The 3,052-nt window shown below is 76.2% G+C and carries 3 protein-coding genes; all 3 read right to left on the reverse strand.

The features are described 5' to 3' along the window. Positions 1 to 850: contractile injection system protein, VgrG/Pvc8 family (locus ABZU52_RS32215; protein WP_354974684.1), on the reverse strand; the 850-nt coding region annotated here is incomplete at its 3' end. After that, complete coding sequence (locus tag ABZU52_RS32220) at positions 847 to 1,752, reverse strand: hypothetical protein (protein ID WP_354974685.1); 906 nt, start codon at positions 1,750 to 1,752, stop codon at positions 847 to 849. The genes ABZU52_RS32220 and ABZU52_RS32215, both read right to left, overlap by 4 nt. Next, positions 1,752 to 1,946 (reverse strand): hypothetical protein, encoded by a 195-nt coding sequence (locus ABZU52_RS32225; RefSeq protein WP_354974686.1) that lies wholly within the window; start codon positions 1,944 to 1,946, stop codon positions 1,752 to 1,754. Before ABZU52_RS32225 ends, ABZU52_RS32220 begins: the two co-directional genes overlap by 1 nt. Between the last annotated feature and the right edge of the window lie 1,106 nt (positions 1,947 to 3,052).

Below are 3,052 nucleotides of genomic sequence, written 5' to 3' on the forward strand. Positions count from 1 at the left end.
CGGTGACCAGCGTCGCCGCCCGGGTGTCCAGCCGGGCCTGGGCCAGCGCCGCCAACTCGTCGTCGCTGCGGCCGGGCTGGTCCACGGCGGTGCGAACGCCGTCGGCGCCCACGTCGGCCGGGTCCGGGCGGTCGCCGGCGGGTCGGCCGCAGCGCGCCTCGTCGACCTGCTGGCTGATCACCTCGGCCCGCTGCGGGTGCCAGCCCAGCGCCGCGCTGGCACCGCTGGCCTGGTCGGTGTTGGTGGACAGCCGCAGGTTGTGCACCCCCGCGCCGAGCGTCAACGGAACCGGCTCCCCGTAGCCGGCGAGGGTGACCAGCCGGACGCCGTCACCGTCGGCGGCCAGGTGCAGCCCGGCCCGTCCGGCCACCTCCCGCAGCAACTCCAGATCGCTGTGCCGGTGCTGAAGCAGCCGCTCCAACCGAGGGCCGTCGACCTCGGCCGTCACCGCCAACCCCACCGCGCCGCACAGCTCCCGGGCCAGCTCGACGGCGGTCACCGAGGTGAAGACCCGCAACCCCTGCCGCTTGCGCAGCCGGTGCAGCGGGTCGTACGCCCGCAGCCGCAGCACCGCCGCCCCGTCGGCGGCGTACTCCACCTCCACGCAGGTGACCTCACCGGTGAACAGGGCGTCCGGGTGGTCGGCGAGCCGTACGTCGAGCGCCGCGCCGGGGCGTACCGCCGGGTCGAACGCGCCGGTCCCGGCGGTGGTGGCGAGCACCAGCTCGGCCTGGGTGGGCTGGTCGAGCCGGGCCGCCACCCGTAGCGAGCGGACCCGCTGACGCGCCGCGCCGGTCAGCTCGACGCCGTCGAGCAGGACGGTCAACGCCCGCGGCGCGATGCTGGTCACGACGTACCTCCGGGGCCGGGGTGTGTGCTGGGCGGGGTGGGCCCGGTCGGCGATCCCGCCGTCGGGCCCCAGGCGGCGGGCGCGGTGGCGATGGAGGCGCCCACGAACGACGCGCCGGCACCTACCGCATTGGCCACCGCCCGCGCGACTCCGGCCACCGCACCCGCCACCGTCGGCCCACCGCCCGGCGGGCCGGCTGGTGGGACGGCGAGGGTGGTGCCGGCCGGCACGGCGAGCGGGTCGGTGATCCGGTTGTGTTCGGCCAGCAACCGCCAGCGCAGCGGTGAGCCGAGCGCGTCGTTGGCCAGCAGGTCGAACCGCACCCCGGAACGACCCGGCTCGCCCGCGCCGTCACCGGCGGCGATCACCGCGCTGCCCGGCGCGGCGGTCGGGGTACTCGCGGCGGCCAACTCCTCGGCGAAGCCGGCCTCGGCCTGATCGGCCGTCTCGGCGGCGCGGACCAGCTTGAGCCGCAGCCAGGACCGTCGCGGCGACCCGGTGCCGGTGAACGCGTCGAACCGTTCCGCCACCGCGATGATCACACCGGGCACGTTCCAGGTCTTGCCCCAGACCAGTCGGACCAGCGGCGGTCGCAGCCAACCATGCTCGGCGGTGGAGTTCTCCGCCAGCATCCACAGCGGACGGGTGAGCACCCGCACGTCGACCGGACGGAGTTGCGCCTCCACGAAGTCGACGTCGAAGAGCAGGTCGAGCACCAGCTCGGTACGGCCCCCGCCGGTGAAGACCAACGGGTCGTCGGCCAGGCCGGACCCGGTGAGCTGCCCGCCACCGACACCCCGCTGGCGTACGCCGGCCAGTCGGGTCACCTGCACGGTCTCCGGGTTGAGCAGGCAGTCCACCCGCTCGCCGGAGGAGTCGATGAGGAAGGCGACGCGTTCCATCAGTCGCCCGCCTGTTCCCGATCCAGCCGGGTCAGCTGGGCGGTGTCCAGCGCCGCCCCGGCGACCGACCACAGGGCGCTGTCGTCGGGCAGCGCCGGCCACCTGTCGATCTCCGCCGCGTCGGCCTGGAACACCGCGCTCGCCGGCCCTCGCCCGCCGCCCGGATCGCGGTACGCCGAGCCGATCCAGGCCACCCCCGCAGCCCCGGCGGCCGGACCGTTCCGGCGTCCGGTGTGGTGTCCAGCTCGTTCGCCAACCCGCTGCCCCGACCGTGCCCGATCCTCCGGAAGGTCCGGCCACCGGCCACCGTCAGCCGCCGCCCCGCCGGCGTCGGCGGAGTCAGCCGTGGACCTTGGAAGGAAAGTGCCCCTGGAAGGGCCGAAATCTTCCAAGATCTCGGCCGGAGCGAGGGGGTGGGCTGGCTCTTTGATTCGGGGCAGCCCTCTCGGGTCAGCGGCCGTGGGGGCGTCGCCCGCTGGTCTCGTCGCCGCGACCGGCCGGGATGAGGCGCGCAGACGCCAACCGTCCAGCGGTCGGCCCGGCGGACGTCGGTCCCCATCCGCTGCGGAGGGCGCCTCAGTGGTCCTCGCGACGTCGGAGGCGTCGCTGCCGCCCGGTGGGCTGGCACCGCTGATCCCTGGGCTGCCGGACAGGTCGGCTGTGCTCGACGCGGGCGCTGGCCTCCCGGTTTCGCCCGTCGGGTGCGACCCGTCCGGCGGTCGGCCCCCGCTCACCGCCTCCGGCCCGTCGACTCCGTGCCCCGCGCCCACCGTTCCGTCGTCACCCACCGTGCCGGGCGTGGCGGACGCCGGGCTGCCCCGCCCGTCGGAGTGCACGGCCAGGTCAGGGCCGCTCGTGCTGGTCGCGCGGTCGCGCCCACCACCCGCCTCGGGGGCATGACGACCTGACGTGCCGGGGGAACGTCGACCAACCGTGCCGGGGGCACGTCGACCTACCGTGTCGGCAGGGGGCCCGGCGCCCTCCCCGACGGGCCGAGTCGGTCGGGTCACCGCGGTCCACCGGTCCGGCCCGTCCTGAGCGATCCGATCGCCGAAGCCGGACCCGCCGGCGGGGTCATCGCGCCCCTGCGCCGGTTCCGCGGCGGGCGGGTCGAGGTCCAGGTCGTGCAGCAGGCCGGGCGCGTGGGCGGCGACCAGGTCCAGCCAGTGCTGCGGAGGCTCCCCGAAACGTCGTGGTACCGCCACGGGCGTCTCCGCCGACGGCTGCGGCGTCAGGTGCCCGGCCGGTGCGAGGTGTCCGGCCGGTGCGAGGTGTCCGGCCGGTGCGAGGTGCCCGGCCG

Origin of the sequence: Micromonospora sp. NPDC005220, from assembly GCF_040607895.1 — a bacterium.
Classification (GTDB): Bacteria; Actinomycetota; Actinomycetes; order Mycobacteriales; family Micromonosporaceae; genus Micromonospora.

Bases quoted from the DNA above. Each gene is read 5' to 3' on its own strand.
- ABZU52_RS32220 (WP_354974685.1), bottom strand. From the start codon at position 1,752: ATGGAACGCGTCGCCTTCCTCATCGACTCCTCCGGCGAGCGGGTGGAC.